The following is a 19,479-nucleotide window of genomic DNA, read 5'->3' as shown; positions in this document are numbered from 1 at the left end:
GGGTTTACTCTCACTGGCGAGGTTTAAAACGCAGCAGGCGGTTAGCGTTACTCACCACGGTAATGGAGGAGAGCGCCATAGCTGCGCCCGCCACCACCGGATTGAGCAAGGTGCCGGTCAGTGGCCAGAGAATACCAGCCGCTATCGGGATGCCGAACGCGTTATACACAAACGCGCCCAGCAGGTTCTGCTTCATATTGCGCAAGGTGGCGTTGGCGATAGCCAGCGCATCGGCAACGCCTGTCAGGCTGTGGCGCATTAACGTGATGGCTGCCGTTTCAATCGCCACATCACTGCCCCCGCCCATGGCGATACCGACATCCGCTTGTGCCAGTGCGGGCGCATCGTTAATACCGTCGCCAATCATGGCCACCTTACGGCCCTGGCGTTGGAGATTTGTAATCGCTTCGGCTTTGCCATCCGGCAGGACACCGGCAATCACCTCATCAATGCCCGCCTCTTTGGCGATGGCATTGGCTGTGGTCTGATTATCGCCAGTGAGCATTACCAGGCGGTAACCTGCGCGGTGCAAACGCTGCAATGCTTCAGCACTCTCTTCCCGCAGTGGATCGCGAATCGCAAACAGCGCCACAGCTTTGCCATCGATCGCAAGCAGTACTGGCGTAGCGCCCAGACTCGCCTGTGCGGATATGTGATCTGCAAAGGCCTGGCTATCGACCTGCTGGCTCGCCAGCAAAGCCTGATTGCCCAGCAAGAGATCATGTCCTTCTACCTGACCGCTCACCCCCAGCCCACGCAGAGTGCGGAACTGGCTGACAACCGGTAAAGCCGCTATGCCCGCTTTGTCGAGCAGGGCGCGGGCCAGCGGGTGACTGGAACCTTGTTCCAGCGCAGCCGCCAGGCGCAGCGCTGTTGCCTCGTCGCCGTCCTGCGTGATGATCCTGACTACTTCAGGTTTCCCGCGCGTCAGGGTGCCAGTTTTATCAAACACCAGCGTGTCCAGCGCGCTGGCACGTTGCAACGCATCAGCATCGCGCACCAGCACGCCGAATTCCGCTGCGCGGCCGACACCGGAAATGATCGACATCGGCGTCGCCAGCCCCAGCGCACACGGGCAGGCTATGATCAGCACGGTGGTGGCAATCACCAGCGTATAGACAATTTGCGGTGCCGGACCAAAAACGTACCAGATAGCACCACTCAGCAGCGCAATGGCGACAACGACCGGCACAAACACGGCGGAAATACGGTCGGCAAGCTGACCGATCTCCGGTTTACTGCTTTGCGCCTGGCGTACCATACGGATAATGCGCGATAACGTTGTGTGGCTGCCGACCGCGCTGGCGGTAAACAGCACGCTGCCATCCTGCACGACGGTGCCGGCATGCACGTTATCTCCGGCACCTTTCTCCTGTGGGATGGGTTCACCGGTGAGCATCGCTTCATCGAACCAGGCTTCGCCCTGGCTGATTTCACCGTCAACCGGTACCCGATCGCCAGTGGTCAGACGCAGCGTCATACCCGGCTGAACCTCCGCTAACGGTACGCTCTTTTCGCCCTCGTCAGTGACGATGCGTGCGGTAGGTGGTGTTAAATCAAGCAGGCGCTCCAGCGCTCTGGAAGAACGCTGACGTGCACGCGCTTCGAGCATATGGCCGAGGTTAATCAGGCCAATAATCATCGCACTGGCTTCGTAATAAAGATGGCGGGCTTCCATGGGAAACCACTGCGGCCAGAGATTCACGCTCATCGAATAGAGCCAGGCCGCGCCAGTACCCAACGCCACCAGCGTATCCATTGTGGCGCTGCCGTTACGCAGGCTTTTCCATGCGCTGGTGTAAAAATGGCCGCCTGCGACGACCATAACCACCAGCGTGACAACACCCAGCCCCAGCCACAGCGTGCGGTTGGCATCGGTGACCATCATGTTGTCGCCGAGCATGCCCCAAACCATGATCGGCACGCCGACAAGCAGCGCCACTATAGCCTGCCAGCGAAAGCGCTTCATGGTGGCGAGGGCGGTTTCTTGCTGGCGTTCGCGCCGTTTAATGTCATCTTCAATGGCTTCTGCGCCGTAGCCAGCCTGTTCGACGGCCTGCACTAAATCATGGGCGGGCGCGCTGCCCATTACCAGCGCGGTGCGCTCCGCCAGGTTTACCCGTGCCTGGGTGACGCCAGGTACCGCCTGCAAGGCTTTTTGTACCCGGGAGACACAGCTGGCGCAGCTCATGCCATTGATCAGCAGCTGTTGGCTGTCATCAAGGTCATCCGCTGCCGGAAGCTCAGGATTGGCCGCTGTCAGTGCTTCCGACGGGAGTGATGACTCTGCCAGCGGTTTAGCCTTTGGGTGGCTTAAGCTCGCACCGTATCCGGCTTCCTGCACGGTGGCGATTAACGCGTCCGCGCTGGCGCTACCGGTGATTTCGGCACGTTCAATGGTGACTTCGGCGTGTTCGACATCCGGGCGTTTCTCCAGGCTTTCTTTCACACGTTTTACACAATGGCCGCAGGACAGGCCATCCAGATCCAGCGCTATGGTATGAGACATAAACACTCTCCTTAATGATGAAACTGAGGGGAACTGTGATGAAGCTTAAACCTTCCATCAAGGGGAAGGTCAAGGGCGATCCGTAAAGAAGGCGGGATTTTAAAAGGTTTTTCACTAGCAATGACGTAATACTGAAGATCATGGGCCATTTCCAATGGCTGTGGGTTTAACTGCTCTGTTAACAATATTTGTTGAGATAATTCTTATAAGGCGTGGTCATTTACATACTATTTAAAGTGAGCGATCTGCGGAATACTATCAAAGAGTTGTCAGTCTCCTTTTTTAAGTAAAAACATTTCTTGTCTATTTTGTCCTGATAGAAAAATGCGCGTAATCTATTTTGCTTTCTACAAAAAAATCATATCAAGTTGCTACATACTCATAAGATGCCTATATCTGGTGGCAATGGTTTGATGGCTTATGGTGAGGTATTAGTGACCGGTAACACAGGAGGGGGTTGTAATGTTAGTGCTCACTAAATGGGGGGACGGGTTGTCGCTTTCTTCGTGCTCAGCTATCTGGTCGCTGTGAGTGGCTCCCTCCGCCCGCTTGTTAACAGCATCAATGTTCCATTTACTGACTTTATAACCAGCCTGGGTTTAGGGGAGATGCGTGATTACTCGGAACGACTGGATAACAATTTAATCCTGTTGTATTTCTTGTTCTCCGCTATCGTCGCTGTTTTACTTATTGCTATTGTTGAATGGTCGATACGGAGGATACGTAAAAGATAATTCCGTTATTCCATTTTCAGCACATAGTAGATGTGGGCGTTCAGTTTTTCACGTGATATGAGTGCTTGGTTGTATAGTTGAACACAGGCTTATCTGTTCCGGGAACCGCGAGTCCTGAGACTTCGGCTCCGACGGCGATCCGTAAAGAAGGCGGGATTTGTCATCCGCCCTGCATTGCTGCTTGCAGATAAGCGCCAAAAAAAAGCCCCGCGAGGTGTGCGGGGCGTATGGCGGATTCAGCTTGCGTTAATCGAGTTTCTGCTCGTAATGGTTCCCGGCGTCAACAACGCGCCATATTTTCCATTTGCCCTCTTCCTTTCGCGTCCATACCTGAAGGTGTTTTGCCTTGTTATTTTCAATACCCAGTGAAACGTCCAGTTTCATGCTGTCTCCATCTGGTTTGGCAGGGGAGACATTAAGGCGTGCGATCCATGCCGGGTCATAGTCCTGGCAATAGGTGAAGTAATCTGAGCCCAATAATTCCTGTTCAGGCATGTCATAAATTACGGCCATTCGCGCCAGTAATTTCTTTGATGCCCATTGCTGCATGGTTTTCGTTTTAATCAGTTCATCTGGCGGCGTTTTGCCAAATTCATTCAGATAATAGGTGTAAAACGCCGTGATCTCTTTCTGCACATCCGTCCCGGTGTTTGCACTTGCAAAAGGAAGGTAAAGCGCCAGCAATAACGAAAGTACGTAACGCATCATTTTTTCCTGTAGATAACATACGGTGGGTGGAATCTGCGATAGCCAGGGCCTGGGTACATGTCCCGTTGTTTAAAATCTGAATACCAGTTTTTGCCGTCGAACATCGTCATATGGCCACTGATATTACCGCCTGGATAAGGCTGAATAACGGCAACATCTCCTTTTTCCGGCGTAGCCGAAGCAGGCAATGCTGTAAATCCTGCTTTTAACAGCGAGTCACCATAATCTTTGGCATCGCCTGTTCTTATAAGATTAATTCCACCTGCCGATATTGCCTGACGTGTGTAAGTAGCACATTCTGATCGCGATTTAGCTCCGGCATGTTTCACCAGATAAGCCACCGCTGCATCTTTATCCCATGCCATAAACATCCCTCTGGAGAAAAAGAGTAAAACATAAGGTATTACAAAGCGCAGCCATGCTACCGCACGCCAACAGGCTGAAAATGAGAGTAATCTTATTTGGTGGCAAAATATGGCTGCTTTTTTTGGTAGGTTTTTCAGTCACTACGCAAGTTATCGCCGGGAAAGGCCTGTTAGAAAATATAAAAAATAAAGCCCCGCATAATGCGAGGCCTGACGCGTGATGCGGGCAGATCGTTAGCCGTATTTACGGGCAAATTCCTGATCGGAATTGCACAGGTAAATAATAAACTCGATAAAGGCAATGATCGACGGAATAAAGGTCCAGAAGAAGATCAGATAAAGCAGACCCTGGCCAGGTTTTCCTAAGTAAAATTTATGTGCACCGAAACCGCCTAAGAAGAAGGCGAACAATGCGGCCGAAATGCGACTTTTCTTGCCAGCTGCAGCCTGCGGCGCACCGCAGCTCGGGCAGGCCACTGCCTCTTTATGAATTTCCTTTCCGCAACCACGGCAAAATGCCATATCACTCATAAAAAACTCCTGTGTGTAAATCATTTATCATTTTTTGAAACATCGCGTCGTATGTTATAGCGAAGCGGTAACAGGGGGAAATAAAAAATGCATTGGCAACAAAGATAGGTTTGTTTTGCTATAAAGCGCCCATTAATATTGTACGGGGGTGTTAAAAGCGATGAAAGCGCCCAAAAATGATACCGGTGCACGAACTAATGGTTGCCACTCTGGCTGCAAGGGGTAAATGTGAATATCAGCGATGTCGCGAAAAAAACCGGCCTGACCAGTAAAGCGATCCGTTTTTATGAAGAGAAGGGGCTTGTGACGCCGCCGCTACGCAGTGAAAATGGCTATCGCAGTTATACCCAGCAGCACTTGAATGAATTAACCCTGTTACGCCAGGCGCGTCAGGTGGGATTTAACCTTGAGGAGTGCGGTGAGCTGGTGACGTTATTTAACGATCCGGCCCGTCACAGTGCGGATGTGAAGGCGCGAACGTTGCTGAAAGTGGCAGAGATTGAACGACACATTACCGAATTACAACAGATGCGTAGCCAGTTGCTGGCGCTGGCCGATGCCTGCCCCGGCGACGACAGCGCCGAGTGCCCGATTATTGATAATCTTTCCGGCTGTTGCCATCACGCTGTGAAGGGTTGAGCATAAACATTACCGTCCCGCGATACCACGGCGAAGCGGCCAGCCGCCGCGCATCATCGCTGTCCCACTTGCCGTGTTGCACTACCCCGAGTTTAAAGGGTATGCGCAACCCGGCCAGCGCCGGCAAATAGGCCGAATAGTTGTGAACTGTACTGCGTCCCTGATAACTCTGCACCACTAACTCATCCACAGGCAACGTGTTGAGTGTGTTGACACTCCCCGTCCTGGCCCAGTCCAGCAGCCCCGTGATGCTCAGCGCATAGTGTGACGGCAGGCGTTGCCGTAGCCGGCGTAAAAATTGCCCATAGTCGTCGAGTCGGTATGTCGCAGCGTCAAAATCTATCTGCAGACCCACGACCTGGTTTCCGGCCGCGCGCCAGCGTTCCGCCAGCCGGATGATTCGCATCAGCTGTTCATCGGGTACATCCAGCGTGGTAAAGCGAACCGTTAACCAGATCTGCGGAAAAGTCAGGCGATTCACCGGCAAGCCTTTCCGCTCGAACTGAACGTTGCCCTCCAGAAGAATCACATCGCCCTGGTGCAGGTAAACGGTATCGGCATGACGCAATGCCGCGCCAGGACGAACGCCGGACCATAGCCAGTACTGCCCGCCCTCCGCCGTGAAGGCAGAGGAGGGGAGCAGAGAGCAAAGAAACGCGATTACCAGTAATACTTGAGTTCTCTGGCCCATACACTTCCCGGGTAACGGCTCTTGAGCTGCTGGAACCACGCTTTACGCACGGCTTTATCGACGTCTGCACCGCCGCAATCGTTGTAACCCGACGGGGCATAACACATCACGGCACGATACAGCGCATAGCTTTTATCTTCGGGTTCAGCTTTGGGATCGGCTATTACCTGTTGATAGAGGGCAAGACGGTGCGGTACGCCTGGGCGCGCATCAGTGTGGGTTACGACGTCGAGCAGGTCATTGCCGCCACGATCCTTCTCCAGCGTCACCCGGGTTTGCGTGGTGCGGAAAAACTCACCCAGGCAGTTCAGCGCATGGGCATCGTGTGCTTTCTGGCTCAGGGTGGTGACGATTTTGTCCAGCGGAGCGCAGAAATATGCCGTTTCTTTCTCGGTGCCTTGCCAGTTAAACGACGTTAAATTCACATCATCAAAGGCTTCTTCAGCCAGCGGCGGGGCAATTGCCGTGGTCAGCGACATATCCTGCAGCCAGTCACCGTAGTGCCCTTCGGTCAGATCACGCGTCAGTAATGTGTGCAGCGCAATCGTGCGTTCTTCTTTGTTTGGGCCTTGTTTCGCCTGCTGACGCAGGACCTCCCGCGAGGCTTTGGTTTTCAACACCAGCGAGCGATAACGCAGATTGGTTATCTGGCTGTCAGCGGCAAAAATTTGTACCAGTGCATCACTTTCTACCAGCGTAGCCGCCAGTTTGGCCTGAAGGAGTTGTTGCTGCTCAACCTCTTTACTCAGCGTGAGCAGGTGCAGCCAGTGCTGCTGCGCGGCGGGCCACTGTTTTTGCGCCATCAGCGCATCGCCATAGAGCGTCTGCTCGCTAAACGCGAGAATATTATGCGGTGGCAAGGTTTGCGCCGGGGTAATGCCGCTTTGTACGCTGGCGTACTCTTTTTTACTCCATGCCAGCATCAGGCGCAGATAATTCCACATATCCTCACGTTTGTTTTTCACAAAATCGCTTTTCAGGCTGTCGAGCCATGCCTGATCGACGCAGTGATGCTCGCCATCACATTTGTTATCACGCATCAGGCGCAACGTCTCAATAAACGTCATCAGTGAGGCATCTGGCGCATTCAGGAAGGTATCGCTGCCCCAGGTGATATCCTGGCTAATTAATTTATTGTCGCTTTCACCGATCAGCGCGACCAGCGCATCGGCGTTGCTGCTCTGCGACAGCGCCTGTTCATAGAGTTTCGCCAGCGCATTGTTATCCTGCAAATACCAGTTGATACGCCGCAGCATTCCCTGCGCTGAGTCTGCATAAGCGCCCTGCGGCCAGCTTTTCAGATAACTTTCCGCCGCGTCCCGCGCCTGCTGTGCGAGGGCTTTATCCACTTTGCGCACATCAAAGTCGCCGTATTCGCCGTTAGCATTCTCGGTGCTGGCGTTGAGGGCGTTACGCATCAACATATAGCTTGCTGTCTCGGCAAGCCACGGTTGAGGGTGAGTTTTCAGGGCGGTAAAAATGCGCCCGGATTCGGCATAATCCCCGGCGTAAAAATCATTTGCGCCTTGCAGATACAAACGGAATCCCTGGGCCGTCGAGCCCTCCGGGACGTTCAGTGCCGCGACGGCCTGCTCGCTGTCGGAGGTACCATTCACTGCCATCCGTGCTTTAGCCAGTGCCCGGCGTTGATCCGCTGTTAGCGAGTCGTCTGCCAGCATGGCGGCGAAAAAAGCTGACAGCGAGTCGTCATTGCGCGAGACAAAACGGTTCTCCAGATCTTCCTGTTGCACCGCCGCGTTGCTGGCATCCTGCAGGTCTGCGCCTTGCGCCGTCATGCGCTGCAGCACCGCATCGGTGGCAGCTTCAGGATCCAGGCCGAGTGCGATCATCTGTTGGTGCAGTGTATCTTCCACAAGTGGGGTGGGCGCGGTTTCTGGCGGTGGGCTGGTCGGGTTAGCCATATGCACGCCGAAATAAAAGTCGCGGCTGCGGGTAATATCTGGCGGCACTGGCTGACGCAGCGGCGAGATCCCTTTCTGCTCATCAATAAGCCGGAGCAGGTTATCGCGTGTATCGGTTTCAATGGCCAGAACCGGCGGGCTGACAACAAAGCAGCCCGCGCGGCCCCACGGGCAGTCATCCATATCAAATGAGGCCAGCGCAGGGGCGCTGAAGGCAAAAGCCAGGCATACACCCGGCACAAGAGGGCTTTTTAGCACGATCGCTCCCGTGATCTTAGAGTTGTGTTATTCGCTAATGGCTTTGATATGCAATGTGATGCCTTCCACGGCGATCACTTCGACACGGGTGCCTGCTGGTAAATCTGTTCCGGCGCTCACAGGCCATGAGCTATCGCCGACACGCATATGGCCCCGACCGTTTATTAGTGCGGTATCGAGCTGAAAACGGCGGCCCATCAACTGTTGCCCACGCAGGTTAAGCGACGCGTCTGCAGGTTTTTGTTGCTTAACGCGGTGCGAAAGCCATTGCCACCATAGCCAGGCGGCAAGCATGGTTAATATTGCGAACAGGACGCCTTGCCACTCCCAGCCGAAAGGGATTACCCAGGCGACTAAGCCAGTGAGCACCGCCGCGACGCCGCTCCACAGCAAATAGCCATTGCCACCCAGCATCTCGGCGGCGAGCAACAACCCGCCCAGCGTGAGCCAGGCAAGGTGCGTATGTTCAAGCAGCAACGCGGCTATCATTTTTTACGCTCGCTGGCGCTGTCTTTGACCAGTTCGGCGATCCCGGCAATGGAGCCCATCAGGCTGCTGGCATCCAGCGGCATCATCACCACTTTGCTGTTGTTCGCAGAACCAATTTGTTGGAGCGCTTCAGTATATTTTTGCGCGACAAAGTAGTTCACCGCCTGGATATCACCGGCAGCGATGGCTTCAGACACCATTTGCGTGGCGCGGGCTTCGGCCTCAGCCGAACGTTCGCGGGCTTCAGCCTGCAGGAATGCCGACTGGCGATCGCCTTCCGCTTTGAGGATCTGCGACTGTTTTTCCCCTTCCGCTTTCAGGATCTCCGCCTGGCGCACCCCTTCCGCTTCGAGGATGTAAGCGCGTTTCGTACGTTCCGCTTTCATTTGCGCATTCATGGAAGCAATCAGTTCCGCGGGCGGGCGCACATCGCGAATTTCAATACGGGTGACTTTTACGCCCCACGGATTGGTGGCTTCGTCGACGATATGCAGCAGGCGGGTATTAATGCTGTCGCGCTGGGAAAGCATTTCATCCAGCTCCATGGAACCCAGTACGGTACGGATGTTGGTCATGGTCAGGTTAATGATCGCCAGCTCCAGATTGCTCACCTCATAGGCGGCGCGGGGGGCATCAATAACCTGGATAAAACAGACCGCGTCGATGGTGACGTTGGCGTTGTCTTTTGAGATGATTTCCTGAGAGGGAATATCGAGAACTTGTTCCATCATATTGATCTTACGACCAATACGATCCATAAACGGCACTACAAGGCTAAGGCCCGGTTGCAGCGTGCGGGTGAAGCGACCAAAGCGTTCCACGGTCCACTGGAAGCCCTGAGGGACAATTTTTACGCCAGAGATGACCACCACCAGCGCGACGAAGATAAGAACGAGAATGACGATTGGCATCAAAAAAACCTCCTGTTTAATTTGATGCCATCTTAGCCGGAATTGGCGATCAAAGCAGCATGATCGCCAAATTTTGCCGCGGAATTAATACAACAGGGAGTAAAGCTGGCGGCGGTATTTCGAGGCTAACGCATCGCCCGTGCCCAGCGCAGCCAGGATTTCCTGTAACATCTTGCGCGCTTCGCCGTTCGCGGCGGAAAGATCTTTGCGCAAATGACTGAACAGCAACTCAAGCGCCTCTTCGTTGCGGCCAACCTGATGTAATTGCAGCGCCAGTTGCGTCGCCAGCAGCGCATCGTCCGGATTCTCAGCGACCTGCTTCTGCAACTGTTGGATTTCCGGCGTATCGGCGGCTTTCTTCAACAGTTCTATCTGCGCGATCAGCCCCTGATAGCGGGTGTCCTGATCCTGCAATGGCACGGTTTTCAGTACCGTTTCGGCTTCATCCGCGCGGTGAAGAATAATCAGGGTTTCGGCCAACAGCAGGCCGATTTCACTGCTCTGTTGCGAAAGCTGCCATGCTTCTTTCAGTAACGGCAGCGCCTCGGTGTGCTTGCCTTCCTGCATCAGCAGCATCGCCTGTTGGGCTTTCAGCTCTTCTTCCCGCGGCAACACTTTGTCCAGCAGGGCGCGGATAGCTTCTTCAGGCTGCGGCCCCTGGAACCCGTCTACCGGCTGCCCGTTCTGGAACAGATAAACGGTCGGGATCGCGCGCAGGCCAAACTGCGAGGCCACCATCTGTTCAGCGTCGCAATCCACTTTCGCCAGAATAAATTGCCCGTTGTACTGTGCGGCCAGATTTTCCAGCACCGGCGTCAGTTGCTGGCAATGCTGGCTACGATCGGACCAGAAATAGAACAACACTGGCGTGGCGACGGACTGCTCCAGAACCTGTTGCAGATTGGCTTCGGTAATATTGACGATATTCTGTGCGGACATGTGCAATTCTCTGTTTTTACTGTTTAGTACTACATGGGGACAGGCGCCTGGCCTTCAACTCACCCGTGTAAAATTTTATCCATCGCGCGCCCTGGCAGCAGGCGTTTTAGTACGCAGACCGCCCAGGTGACCAGCGTCACCGGATAGCGCATTTTGGGATGATTGCTCTCAAAAGCATGGCGTACTTTCGCGACCACCGCCTCCGGGCCGAGGGTAAATCGCGCGGCAATGCCGGGATTTTCTACCGGCTTATCGCTCTGTGTCTGGTTGACGTTATCCGTAAAGCGGGTGCGGATGGGACCAGGTTCAATCAGGCTCACCTTAATGCCAGTATGGCGCAGCTCCATACGCAGAGCGTCGGACCAGGCTTCCAGCGCATATTTACTGGCAGCATATGCGCCGCGCCCCGGCGTAGAGATTAAGCCCATTACCGATGAGGTCATGACGATTCGCCCTTCGCCGTGCGGTAACATCGCGGGCAATAAACGCAGGGTTAACTGATGCGTGCCGAAAAAGTTGCTGGAAAATTGCTGTTCCATTTGCGCCCGGCTGATGGTCGACAGGGGGCCGTAGACGCCGTAACCGGCATTATTAAAAATGCCATAAAGGCGATTTCCGGTCTGGGCGATCACTTCATCCGCCGCCCGCTCAACGCTTTGCGCATCGTCGAGATCCAGCAAAATGCCGGTAAAGCCTTCCCGATCCATACGCGCCACATCATCCGGCTTGCGGCAGGCCGCCAGGATGTGAAAGCCCTGGCGTTTCAACTCGCGTGCGCTTTCCAGGCCGATACCGCTGGAACATCCTGTTATTAAGATCGTTTTTTGCATAACTTTACCTGGAGGCATCCCTGATTGGTCAGGAGTCGTGGTTAACTAAAGGAGCCAGTCGCGTTGCCATCCAGTCGGCAATAAACGGCTGGGCATCGCGGTTTGGGTGAATGCCATCATCCTGCATCCATTGCGATTTCTGATAGACCTCTTCCATAAAAAAGGGCAGCAGAGGGACTTTCAACTCGTTGGCAAGCTTAGGATAAATGGCGCCGAACGCTTCATTATAGCGACGACCGTAGTTGGCGGGCAGCCGAATTTGCATCAGCAGCGGTTCGGCGTTGGCGGCTTTAATTGTTTGAATCACCTGGCGCAGCGTCTGCTCTGTCTGCTGCGGCGCAAAACCACGCAGGCCGTCGTTGCCGCCCAGTTCCACCAGCACCCAGCGCGGTTGATGCTCCTTCAGCAGCGCGGGCAAGCGTGCTAAACCCTGCTGCGCGGTGTCTCCGCTGATGCTGGCATTAACCACCGTCGGTTTTTGCTGCCATTTATCGTTGAGCAGCGCGGGCCATGCGGCGTTGGCCGCCATGCGGTAACCGGCACTCAGACTGTCGCCAAGAATTAATAACGTGTCTGCTGCGGCGGCGCGGAACGTGAACAAAAGCAAAAACAGGAAGGGCAAATGCCAGCGGAAAACATTGTTGAAGTTCATCATCTTAAGAAGTCCGTCGGTCAGGGGGAGCATGAACTCTCCATCCTTACCGGAGTTGAGCTTGTTGTCAAACCAGCCGAAACTCTCGCCCTGATTGGCGAATCCGGTTCCGGGAAGTCGACATTGCTGGCGATCCTCGCCGGGCTGGATGACGGCAGCAGCGGCGAAGTCAATCTGCTGGGTAAACCGCTGCATGCAATGGATGAAGAGGCACGCGCACAACTGCGGGCGCAAAATATCGGCTTTGTTTTTCAATCTTTCATGCTGATTCCGACACTTAATGCGCTGGAAAACGTTGAATTACCGGCGCTGTTACGCGGCGAAAACAGCGGCGCAAGCCGTAACAGCGCCAAAGCCCTGCTGGAAGAGCTGGGACTGGGTAAACGTCTTGATCATCTGCCAGCTCAGCTTTCCGGCGGTGAACAGCAACGTGTGGCGCTGGCGCGGGCTTTCAATGGGCGGCCTGCAGTGCTGTTTGCCGATGAGCCTACGGGTAACCTCGATCGGCAAACCGGGGATAAAATCGCCGACTTACTCTTCTCCATGAACCAACAATTTGGCACAACGCTGCTGCTGGTCACGCACGATCCGCAACTGGCAGCGCGTTGCGATCGGCGTTTACGCCTGGTTAACGGTGTTCTGCAGGAGGAAGCATGATCGCCCGCTGGTTCTGGCGTGAATGGCGATCGCCATCGCTGTTGATCGTCTGGCTGGCGCTGACGCTTGCCGTGGCCTGCGTACTGGCGCTGGGGAATATCAGCGATCGTATGGAGAAAGGGCTGAGCCAGCAGAGCCGTGAATTTATGGCTGGTGATCGGGCATTACGCAGCAGTCGCGAGGTACCCCAGGCCTGGCTTGATGAGGCACGAAAAAACGGCCTTACCGTCAGCGAACAGATCAGTTTCAACACCATGACCTTTGCTGGCGACACGCCGCAACTGGCCAATGTGAAAGCCGTGGATGATATCTACCCGATGTACGGCGCGTTGCAAACCCGCCCGGCGGGCCTGAAGCCACAAGCGGGCACGGTGCTCCTGGCGCCAAGGTTAATGGCACTGCTGGATCTGAAAACTGGCGACACCCTGGAAGTGGGAGACACGACGCTGCGGATTGCCGGGGAAGTGCTGCAGGAGCCAGACTCGGGGTTTAATCCGTTCCAAATGGCGCCACGGTTGTTGATGAACACCGCAGATGTGGCCAGAACAGGTGCGATACAGCCAGGAAGCCGTGTGAGCTGGCGGGTAAAATTTGGCGGTACGCCTGCGCAACTGGCTATGTATGAAAAATGGCTGTTGCCGCAGCTGACGCCGGAACAGCGATGGTACGGTCTGGTGCAGGATGACGGTGCGCTGGGAAAATCGCTGCAACGTTCACAGCAGTTCTTGCTGTTGTCGGCGCTGTTAACGCTGCTGCTGGCAGTGGCGGCGGTCGCTGTTGCAATGGGGCATTACTGTCGCAGTCGTTACGATCTGGTGGCGGTACTCAAAACGTTGGGAGCCGGGCGTGCGCAACTGCGTAAGCTGATTGTCGGACAGTGGCTGATGGTGCTGGCGCTGGCGGCGTTAGCCGGCGGGGCAACCGGGTTGCTGTTTGAATACACCTTAATGTTGTTACTCAAACCCGTGCTGCCTGCTGCGCTGCCGCCCGCCAGCCTGTGGCCATGGTTGTGGGCGATAGGCGCGATGGTAGTGATTTCACTGCTGGTGGGGTTACGTCCATACCGTTTACTGCTGGCGACCCAGCCGCTTCGCGTACTGCGCCGGGATGTGGTGGCGAATGTCTGGCCGCTGAAATATTACGTGCCGGTGATCGGTGCGGTAGCTGTTTCGCTGCTTGCCTGGCTGATGGGCGGCAGCATGCTGCTGTGGTCGGTGCTGGCTGGCGCCGTCGTGCTGGCATTGCTGTGCGGCGGACTCGGCTGGCTGCTGCTCGTTGTGCTAAAACGGCTAACGCTAAAAGCATTGCCGCTGCGGCTTGCCGTTAACCGATTGCTGCGCCAGCCGTGGTCGACCTTAAGCCAGCTTTCGGCTTTCTCACTCTCTTTTATGCTACTGGCGATGTTGCTGGTGCTGCGCGGTGATTTACTGGATCGCTGGCAGCAACAGTTACCACCAGAAAGCCCGAACTATTTTCTGATCAATATTGCGCCAGAACAGGTTATGCCAGTGAAGGCATTTCTTGCCCAACATCAGGTGAACCCGGAGGCGTTCTATCCGATAGTGCGCGCCAGGCTGACGCAAATGAACGGTCAGTCGACGGAGGGCAACGCCGATGAAGCGCTGAACCGCGAACTGAACCTGACCTGGCAGTTACAGCGCCCGGATCATAACCCGATCACCGCGGGGAGCTGGCCGCCGAAACGTGGTGAGGTCTCAGTGGAAGAGGGGCTGGCGAAACGGCTGGGGCTAAAGCTGGGCGATAGCGTCACGTTCAGGGGCGACACCCAGGATTTTAGCGCCACAATCAGCAGCCTGCGCAAGGTGGACTGGGAAAGCCTGCGGCCCAACTTCTTTTTTATTTTCCCGCAGGGCGCGCTGGATGGGCAGCCGCAAAGCTGGCTGACCAGTTTCCGTTGGCAGAATGGCAACGGCATGTTAACGCAGCTCAACCGTGCCTTTCCGACGGTCAGTCTGCTGGATATTGGTGCGATTTTAAATCAGGTTGGCCAGGTGCTGGAACAGGTCAGCCGGGCGTTAGAGGTGATGGTTGTGCTGGTCACGGCCTGTGGCGTACTGCTGCTACTGGCGCAGGTCCAGGTTGGCATGCGCCAGCGACATCAGGAACTGGTCGTCTGGCGCACGTTAGGGGCGGGCAAGCGGCTGTTGCGCACAACACTTTGGTGTGAATTCGCGTTGTTGGGGTTGGTGTCCGGCCTGGTGGCGGCCATCGGTGCCGAGACGGCGCTGGCCGTGCTGCAGACCCGGGTGTTTGACTTCCCATGGGAGCCTGACTGGCGGCTATGGCTAACGCTGCCATTATGCGGCGCCCTGTTGCTCTCTTTCTGTGGTGTGTGGCTGGGCAGCCGGTTGCTTAAAGGAAAAGCGCTGTTCCGTCAATTTGGTCATTAACCTTTTCATCAATATTTGCTCAACGAAACGCACGCCGATGATTCCATTGGTGTGCGTTTATTTCAAAGTGTAAAAGTTCCCCGGGCAGATGTTTAGCAGCACAAAATAACAAAAAATCCCCACAAAACATCGGCTTATAAAAGTTACTATTTGACCGCTAATTGTATTGGCTGTGTCTGTCCATCAAGGAAAAACCCTAATCATGAAAATAAAAACAAGCGCACTGGCGACAGCCATTGGCGCAGCAGTGGCATTGACGTCTTTCGCAACTCAGGCTGAAATCACCGTCCTGAAACAGGACCCGCAGGCAGGTAATCCGTTAAGCCGCCTGAATTTCACCGTTGGCGGTTCTATCCGTCCGCAGTTTGACAATGTCATGGGTGACAAAGATAACAAATCCTACAAACGCAACGGTTATGACGGCGGCACTCGCTTCCGTTTCGCGGCGGATTATTACCTGTTCGATGATATTAGCTGGGTAAGCTACTACGAACTGGGCGTTAACGTTCCGGCGCTGTTTGACTGGGATAGCCACTATGCCGAAGGCGCAAACAATACGACGCGCCGTATGCTGTACACCGGTCTGAAAAGCAAGACCTGGGGTACACTGACCTTTGGTCAGCAGAACAGCGTTTACTACGATGTGGTCGGTGCGAAAACCGATATCTGGGACTACGACATGAAAGCCCAGGCACCGGGCAACGGCGTGAAAGGCGACTACGACGGTTCTTATCGTTCACGCAAAATGCTGAAATATAAAAATACATTCGGTGACGTTGATCTCTATGCTTCTTACCTGTTCGCTGACACGGATCTGCTGCTGAGCAACAGCGTGCGTTACAAACGTAATGGCGGCGGTTCATTGGGCGTGGATTACCACCTGGCGAAAGACCTGACCTGGGGCACCGCGTGGAACTACACCAAGGCCAATGTGCGTAACAGCACCAGCGGCGACACCGATTCTTACAGCCAGAATATTTACGGTACCGCGCTGAGCTGGACGCCGGATAACTGGACCTTCTCCTTCGGCGGCGGCTGGTACGAAAACTTCCTGACCACCGGGCAGAAAAATGTTCACGACTACTTTGCAGGCGATGCGTGGGGTATTGAATATTTTGCCGGATACAAAATTCCGGTCGGTCAGTATGCGCTTAAATACGTTCAGCCTTACGTGATGGGCGACCGCCTGAAATACACGACCGGTCGTTACTATCAGCGTATCGACAACGGCCTGGGTGTGACCTTCCAGCTGGATTACGGCTTCCGTGTTGACTACGAACACGTCTTCACCAACAGCACCGATAAGTCACTGGGCGACATGAACATCGTTCGTCTGCGCTACGACTTCTAACCCGGCGCAACGCACTTGCCGGATCGCTTCGTTTAAATCCGGCAATGTTTAGCGATAAAAAGCATAACGAGAGCCAGACAGCCCATCAAACGTGTGGCTTTTCGTTATGCTTCATTGTGTTACCCCGCCAGGATCTCCCCTCCATTCAGTGACATACTTCACGGTAAGTTGAATTTATTTCAATTACCGCCGCGTTGCGTTTATGCCATCTTAGTCGGCAGCCTTCTTCACAGGCTGAAAAGGGAACGCGTCGCATTGCACGCCGCGTCACACAGCAGACCCACTCGTTAGGGAGAATTTATGAGACAGCGTCTCAGCTTGCGCGCCGCCTTCGGCGCACTACTTCTGGTATGCGGCTTACCGTTTGCTCAGGCCAGTAGCGATCCCCACACCATTGTCTTCGGTGTGGCGCCAGGCCCTTATGGCGACATGGTTAAACAAGCCATTGCCCCCTCGCTGAAAGAGAAAGGCTATAAGGTTGTCGTGCGCGAATTCAGTGACTATGTGCAGCCCAACATGGCGCTGTCGAACGGCAGCATCGATGCCAACCTGTTTCAACACAGCCTTTATTTCGATAAATTCACCGCCGATAAAGGGCTGAAATTAACCAAACTGCTCTCCGTCCCGACGGCGGGAATGGGTTTTTATTCCCACAAAATCAAAAGCCTGGATGAGCTGAAAAAGGGCGACATTGTGACGTTGTCCAACGATCCCACCAACCTTGCGCGTGGGCTGCGTTTCCTGCAAGCGCTCAATCTGATCACCATCAAAGATAATATCGATCCGACGAAAGCGTCCGAGCGCGATATTGCCAGCAACCCGAAGGGGCTGGTGTTTAAACCGCTGGAAGCGGCGCAATTGCCCCGCACGCTGGACAGCGCAACCGCAGCGCTGGTAAACGGCAATTTCGCGATTGCGGCCAGAATGGATCTTAACGCGGCGCTGAAACAAGAGCATCTGGATGAGAACCTGAAAAATATCATCGCGGTGCGCACAGAAGATGCGGAAAAGCCCTTCGCCAAAGATATCGTTGAAGTGGTGAAATCCCCGGCTTACCGCGCGGTGATCGACGATCCTAAAAACATCTTTACCGCTTTTCAGAAACCCGACTGGATGACCAACGCTGATAAGAAATAACACGTCACAGGAATGAACAGGCAGGCTGCGGCCTGCCTTTTGCCGTTTGAGGTTTGCATGATCGAAATAGAGAAGGTTTGCGTCGATTTTCCCGCTGGCCGGGGCGCCGCCAGCACTACGCGTGCGGTAGAGGAGGTGACATTACGCATTCGCGCGGGTGAGATCTTTGGCATTGTCGGTACCAGCGGTGCTGGCAAAAGTACGTTGCTGCGCACGCTCAATGCCTTACAGCGCCCAAGCCAGGGCAGTGTAAAAATTAACGGCGTGGCGATTTCCGCCCTCGAAGGGGCGACCCTGCGTCAGGCACGTCAGCGCATTGGTATGATTTTCCAACACTTCAACCTGATGCATACCCGGACTGTAGCGCAGAACGTGGCCTTCAGCCTGAAAGCCGCAGGCTGGGAGCGCAGTAAAATCGCCCCGCGCGTGGCGGAGATCCTCGCGCTGGTAGGGCTGAGCGATAAAGCCAGTCGCTTTCCGGTACAACTGAGCGGCGGGCAAAAGCAGCGGGTGGGTATTGCCCGCGCCATAGCCAATCATCCGGATGTGCTGTTGTGTGATGAGCCGACCTCGGCCCTGGATCTGGAAACATCTGCCACCATTCTGGCCCTGCTCAAGCAGATTAATGCGCAACTGGGGATCACCATCGTGCTGATCACTCACGAGATGAATGTCATCAAATCGATCTGCGATCGGGTGGCCGTCATGTCTGGCGGCAGGGTCGTGGAAGAGGGAGAGGTTTTCGATATCTTCGCTCACCCGCAACATGCCTTTACGCAGCAGTTAGTTTCGCACACGCTGAATCTGACTCTGCCGGAGCGCCTGCAGCAACATTTGCCGGGCCAGTTGCTGAAGATCCTGTTTATTGGCGATTCTGCTGAACAGCCCGTGCTTTCTGACGCGGCGGTCAGGTTTGGCGTCGCGGTGAACATATTGCACGGTAAAATTGAGTACATTGGCGAACGGGCGCTGGGAATATTAGTGGTGCAACTGACCTGTGCTGACAACCCGCAACTTGTCAGTGACGCGGTAGCGTATATTCGCAACCGTACCGCGCAGGTGGAGGTGATCCGTGGATGATTTAATTGCAGACCTGACGCTGGCGTTTGGCGAAACCTTCCAGATGCTGAGTATCTCGACGGTGCTGGCAATCCTTGGCGGCTTGCCGCTGGGGTTTCTGATTTTTGTGACCGACAGGCACCTGTTCTGGCAAAACCGGCTGGTTTATCTGCTGAGTTCAGTGCTGGTGAATGTGATCCGCTCGGTGCCGTTCGTGATCCTGCTGGTGCTGTTGCTGCCCTTAACGCAGTTCCTGCTGGGTAACACCATCGGCCCGATTGCGGCGTCGGTACCGTTATCGGTCGCAGCGATTGCTTTTTATGCCCGACTGGTAGATAGCGCCCTGCGCGAAGTCGACAAGGGAATTATTGAAGCGGCGGAAGCCTTTGGTGCCAGTCCGTTACGCATTATTTGTACGGTGTTATTACCCGAAGCCAGCGCCGGTTTACTGCGCGGCCTGACAATTACGCTGGTCAGCCTGATTGGTTATTCAGCAATGGCGGGGATCGTTGGCGGTGGCGGTGTGGGCGACCTGGCGATCCGCTACGGTTATTACCGCTATGAAACTCAGGTGATGATTGCCACCGTGGTGGCATTAATTGTTCTGGTGCAGGTTGTACAGGTGCTGGGCGACTGGCTGGCAAAACGCGCCGATAAACGCGATCGCCATTAATGCGCAACAAACA

The 19,479-nt window shown here is 54.9% G+C and carries 18 protein-coding genes; 7 read left to right on the top strand and 11 right to left on the bottom strand.

Features of this window, described 5'->3' with window-relative positions; all coding sequences use genetic code 11:
* Nucleotides 1-10: 10 nt before the first annotated feature.
* From copA to ACUY4S_RS17460, 4 genes are all read right to left on the bottom strand, one after another.
* Entirely contained in the window at nucleotides 11-2,509 is a 2,499-nt protein-coding gene (gene copA / locus ACUY4S_RS17475; protein ID WP_458022021.1) for a copper-exporting P-type ATPase CopA, read from the bottom strand.
* 980 nt (nucleotides 2,510-3,489) lie between these two features.
* Nucleotides 3,490-3,951, bottom strand: a complete 462-nt coding sequence (locus ACUY4S_RS17470; protein WP_312690924.1) for a YqhG/Tai3 family protein — start codon at nucleotides 3,949-3,951, stop codon at nucleotides 3,490-3,492.
* Nucleotides 3,948-4,316: a hypothetical protein gene (locus ACUY4S_RS17465; RefSeq protein WP_312690925.1), complete on the bottom strand. Its 369-nt coding sequence runs from the start codon at nucleotides 4,314-4,316 to the stop codon at nucleotides 3,948-3,950. Before ACUY4S_RS17465 ends, ACUY4S_RS17470 begins: the two co-directional genes overlap by 4 nt.
* Before the next feature lie 234 nt (nucleotides 4,317-4,550).
* The gene (locus ACUY4S_RS17460; RefSeq protein ID WP_312690926.1) at nucleotides 4,551-4,847 is read right to left on the bottom strand and encodes an NINE protein; all 297 of its coding nucleotides are present in this window, start codon (nucleotides 4,845-4,847) and stop codon (nucleotides 4,551-4,553) included.
* 228 nt (nucleotides 4,848-5,075) lie between these two features.
* Between ACUY4S_RS17460 and cueR the strand changes: the two genes are divergently transcribed.
* Complete coding sequence (cueR, locus tag ACUY4S_RS17455) at nucleotides 5,076-5,486, top strand: Cu(I)-responsive transcriptional regulator (protein ID WP_312690927.1); 411 nt, start codon at nucleotides 5,076-5,078, stop codon at nucleotides 5,484-5,486.
* On the opposite strand, the gene ACUY4S_RS17450 is transcribed toward cueR, so the two are convergent.
* From ACUY4S_RS17450 to tesA, 7 genes are all read right to left on the bottom strand, one after another.
* On the bottom strand, nucleotides 5,440-6,177 hold the full coding sequence (locus ACUY4S_RS17450) for a DUF3142 domain-containing protein (RefSeq protein WP_312690928.1): 738 nt from the start codon (nucleotides 6,175-6,177) through the stop codon (nucleotides 5,440-5,442). The two genes, cueR and ACUY4S_RS17450, sit on opposite strands and share 47 nt — an antisense overlap.
* Nucleotides 6,147-8,360 carry a PA5441 family protein gene (locus tag ACUY4S_RS17445; protein WP_409429821.1) on the bottom strand — a complete coding sequence of 738 codons (2,214 nt, stop codon included), beginning with the start codon at nucleotides 8,358-8,360 and terminating at the stop codon, nucleotides 6,147-6,149. The genes ACUY4S_RS17450 and ACUY4S_RS17445 overlap by 31 nt, the downstream gene beginning before the upstream one ends.
* A 24-nt stretch (nucleotides 8,361-8,384) precedes the next feature.
* Entirely contained in the window at nucleotides 8,385-8,846 is a 462-nt protein-coding gene (locus ACUY4S_RS17440) for an NfeD family protein (RefSeq protein ID WP_458022018.1), read from the bottom strand.
* The gene (locus ACUY4S_RS17435; protein WP_312690929.1) at nucleotides 8,843-9,757 is read right to left on the bottom strand and encodes an SPFH domain-containing protein; all 915 of its coding nucleotides are present in this window, start codon (nucleotides 9,755-9,757) and stop codon (nucleotides 8,843-8,845) included. The genes ACUY4S_RS17440 and ACUY4S_RS17435 overlap by 4 nt, the downstream gene beginning before the upstream one ends.
* An 84-nt stretch (nucleotides 9,758-9,841) precedes the next feature.
* Nucleotides 9,842-10,696 (bottom strand): co-chaperone YbbN, encoded by an 855-nt coding sequence (locus ACUY4S_RS17430; RefSeq protein ID WP_312690930.1) that lies wholly within the window; start codon nucleotides 10,694-10,696, stop codon nucleotides 9,842-9,844.
* Between the two features lie 59 nt (nucleotides 10,697-10,755).
* On the bottom strand, nucleotides 10,756-11,544 hold the full coding sequence (locus tag ACUY4S_RS17425; protein ID WP_312690931.1) for an SDR family oxidoreductase: 789 nt from the start codon (nucleotides 11,542-11,544) through the stop codon (nucleotides 10,756-10,758).
* 10 nt (nucleotides 11,545-11,554) lie between these two features.
* Complete coding sequence (gene tesA, locus ACUY4S_RS17420) at nucleotides 11,555-12,178, bottom strand: multifunctional acyl-CoA thioesterase I/protease I/lysophospholipase L1 (protein ID WP_505311345.1); 624 nt, start codon at nucleotides 12,176-12,178, stop codon at nucleotides 11,555-11,557.
* On the opposite strand from tesA, the gene ybbA reads away from it, so the two are divergent.
* The 6 genes from ybbA to ACUY4S_RS17390 all read left to right on the top strand — a co-directional run bounded on the left by ybbA (nucleotide 12,149) and on the right by ACUY4S_RS17390 (nucleotide 19,466).
* Nucleotides 12,149-12,835: a putative ABC transporter ATP-binding protein YbbA gene (gene ybbA / locus ACUY4S_RS17415; RefSeq protein ID WP_312690933.1), complete on the top strand. Its 687-nt coding sequence runs from the start codon at nucleotides 12,149-12,151 to the stop codon at nucleotides 12,833-12,835. The two genes, tesA and ybbA, sit on opposite strands and share 30 nt — an antisense overlap.
* On the top strand, nucleotides 12,832-15,246 hold the full coding sequence (gene ybbP / locus ACUY4S_RS17410; protein WP_458022015.1) for a putative ABC transporter permease subunit YbbP: 2,415 nt from the start codon (nucleotides 12,832-12,834) through the stop codon (nucleotides 15,244-15,246). Before ybbA ends, ybbP begins: the two co-directional genes overlap by 4 nt.
* A 202-nt stretch (nucleotides 15,247-15,448) precedes the next feature.
* A complete protein-coding gene (locus ACUY4S_RS17405; RefSeq protein ID WP_312690935.1) occupies nucleotides 15,449-16,597 on the top strand; it encodes a porin in 1,149 nt (382 codons plus the stop codon).
* Between the two features lie 300 nt (nucleotides 16,598-16,897).
* Nucleotides 16,898-17,734: a MetQ/NlpA family ABC transporter substrate-binding protein gene (locus tag ACUY4S_RS17400; protein WP_458022013.1), complete on the top strand. Its 837-nt coding sequence runs from the start codon at nucleotides 16,898-16,900 to the stop codon at nucleotides 17,732-17,734.
* A gap of 57 nt (nucleotides 17,735-17,791) precedes the next feature.
* Nucleotides 17,792-18,814: a virulence-associated ABC transporter ATP-binding protein SfbB gene (gene sfbB, locus ACUY4S_RS17395; protein WP_312690937.1), complete on the top strand. Its 1,023-nt coding sequence runs from the start codon at nucleotides 17,792-17,794 to the stop codon at nucleotides 18,812-18,814.
* Nucleotides 18,807-19,466 carry a methionine ABC transporter permease gene (locus tag ACUY4S_RS17390; protein WP_312690938.1) on the top strand — a complete coding sequence of 220 codons (660 nt, stop codon included), beginning with the start codon at nucleotides 18,807-18,809 and terminating at the stop codon, nucleotides 19,464-19,466. Before sfbB ends, ACUY4S_RS17390 begins: the two co-directional genes overlap by 8 nt.
* Nucleotides 19,467-19,479 lie beyond the last annotated feature (13 nt).

It is taken from the genome of Kosakonia beeri (genome assembly GCF_054165705.1).
The sequence above is the reverse complement of the archived record's forward strand: the minus strand, read 5'-3'. Positions and strand labels throughout refer to the sequence as shown.

Coding starts and splice junctions, on each gene's coding strand:
- ACUY4S_RS17465 (WP_312690925.1), bottom strand. CDS start 4,316: ATGGCATGGGATAAAGATGCAGCGGTGGCTTATCTGGTGAAACATGCC.
- tesA (WP_505311345.1), bottom strand. CDS start 12,178: ATGAACTTCAACAATGTTTTCCGCTGGCATTTGCCCTTCCTGTTTTTG.
- ybbP (WP_458022015.1), top strand. CDS start 12,832: ATGATCGCCCGCTGGTTCTGGCGTGAATGGCGATCGCCATCGCTGTTG.
- ACUY4S_RS17435 (WP_312690929.1), bottom strand. CDS start 9,757: ATGCCAATCGTCATTCTCGTTCTTATCTTCGTCGCGCTGGTGGTGGTC.
- sfbB (WP_312690937.1), top strand. CDS start 17,792: ATGATCGAAATAGAGAAGGTTTGCGTCGATTTTCCCGCTGGCCGGGGC.
- ACUY4S_RS17430 (WP_312690930.1), bottom strand. CDS start 10,696: ATGTCCGCACAGAATATCGTCAATATTACCGAAGCCAATCTGCAACAG.
- ACUY4S_RS17470 (WP_312690924.1), bottom strand. CDS start 3,951: ATGATGCGTTACGTACTTTCGTTATTGCTGGCGCTTTACCTTCCTTTT.
- ACUY4S_RS17400 (WP_458022013.1), top strand. CDS start 16,898: ATGAGACAGCGTCTCAGCTTGCGCGCCGCCTTCGGCGCACTACTTCTG.
- copA (WP_458022021.1), bottom strand. CDS start 2,509: ATGTCTCATACCATAGCGCTGGATCTGGATGGCCTGTCCTGCGGCCAT.
- ACUY4S_RS17405 (WP_312690935.1), top strand. CDS start 15,449: ATGAAAATAAAAACAAGCGCACTGGCGACAGCCATTGGCGCAGCAGTG.
- ACUY4S_RS17440 (WP_458022018.1), bottom strand. CDS start 8,846: ATGATAGCCGCGTTGCTGCTTGAACATACGCACCTTGCCTGGCTCACG.
- ACUY4S_RS17460 (WP_312690926.1), bottom strand. CDS start 4,847: ATGAGTGATATGGCATTTTGCCGTGGTTGCGGAAAGGAAATTCATAAA.
- ACUY4S_RS17450 (WP_312690928.1), bottom strand. CDS start 6,177: ATGGGCCAGAGAACTCAAGTATTACTGGTAATCGCGTTTCTTTGCTCT.
- ACUY4S_RS17425 (WP_312690931.1), bottom strand. CDS start 11,544: ATGCCTCCAGGTAAAGTTATGCAAAAAACGATCTTAATAACAGGATGT.
- ybbA (WP_312690933.1), top strand. CDS start 12,149: ATGCCAGCGGAAAACATTGTTGAAGTTCATCATCTTAAGAAGTCCGTC.